Annotated in this window: 1 protein-coding gene; it reads right to left on the reverse strand. The window is 36.6% G+C overall.

The window, feature by feature from the left end; genetic code table 11:
• On the reverse strand, positions 1-967 hold a 967-nt coding region (locus PNO30_RS00060), incomplete at both ends, for a mucin-binding protein (protein WP_420319620.1).

Genomic DNA, 967 nt, shown 5'->3' on the forward strand with positions numbered 1-967 from the left:
AAGTGTTACTGTAAACTCTTGATCAGTGTTAACATCTTTATCGAATACTCCGTCTGTTGGGTATGTATTAGATACTAATTCATATCCTTTGTTTTCAAGTTCTTTGATCTTAGCTTTTACTTCATCTTCTTTTGTTAATGGTGTTTCTGATTCACCTTCTTCAGTAATTTCAGCTACTCCTGGAATTGGGTTTCCTTTTTCGTCTACGAAAGTTGTTTTAGCTTTTTGAGTATCTTTTACGTAGTTGATTGGAGTGTCTTCACCTGGGTTTGTAGGGATATTTGGTACTTCATATCCTTCTTCTGGATTGTTTGGATTTACCGGTTTAAGTGGGTTGCCATCTTTATCCTTAGGTGTGAATCCTGGTACGTATGGTACTTTTGGTTTTTCAGTTCCTGGTTTTGTTGGATCTTTTGGATCATTTGGATATTTGATTGGATCTGTTGGTTGTCCTGGAATGTTTGGCACCCATGATCCTAGTGGTTTGTATGTTACTACTTCTGTAGTATCTTTTGAATCTGCAGTTACATTTACAGCAGGAACACTTGCTTTATCAGCTACAAATCCTTTAACTACTGGTGATGTAACTTCAGCTAAATCTTGTGCTGGTGTCCAGTCTCCGTATGTAACTTCTCCTGTAACTAAGTTTACTTTTGCTTCACGTATGAATTTAGCTTCTTGCGTTACCACTTTTGGAGTTCCATCTTCATTTAATACTGGAGTTCCATCTTCATATACGTATGTGATTGTACGTGTTACTGTTTTGTTTAAATCTTTTTCTTCTAATCCAGCTGGGTATTTAGGTCCTTCTGGGTTATTTGGATCTACTGGAGTTCCTGGTGTTTTTGGTTGATCTGGTGTTACTGGTACTTCACGTTCTTTAAGTGTTACTGTAAACTCTTGATCAGTGTTAACATCTTTATCGAATACTCCGTCTGTTGGGTATGTATTAGATACTAATTCATAT

The organism is Gemella haemolysans (assembly GCF_028308085.1).
Taxonomy (GTDB): Bacteria; Bacillota; Bacilli; order Staphylococcales; family Gemellaceae; genus Gemella; species Gemella haemolysans_D.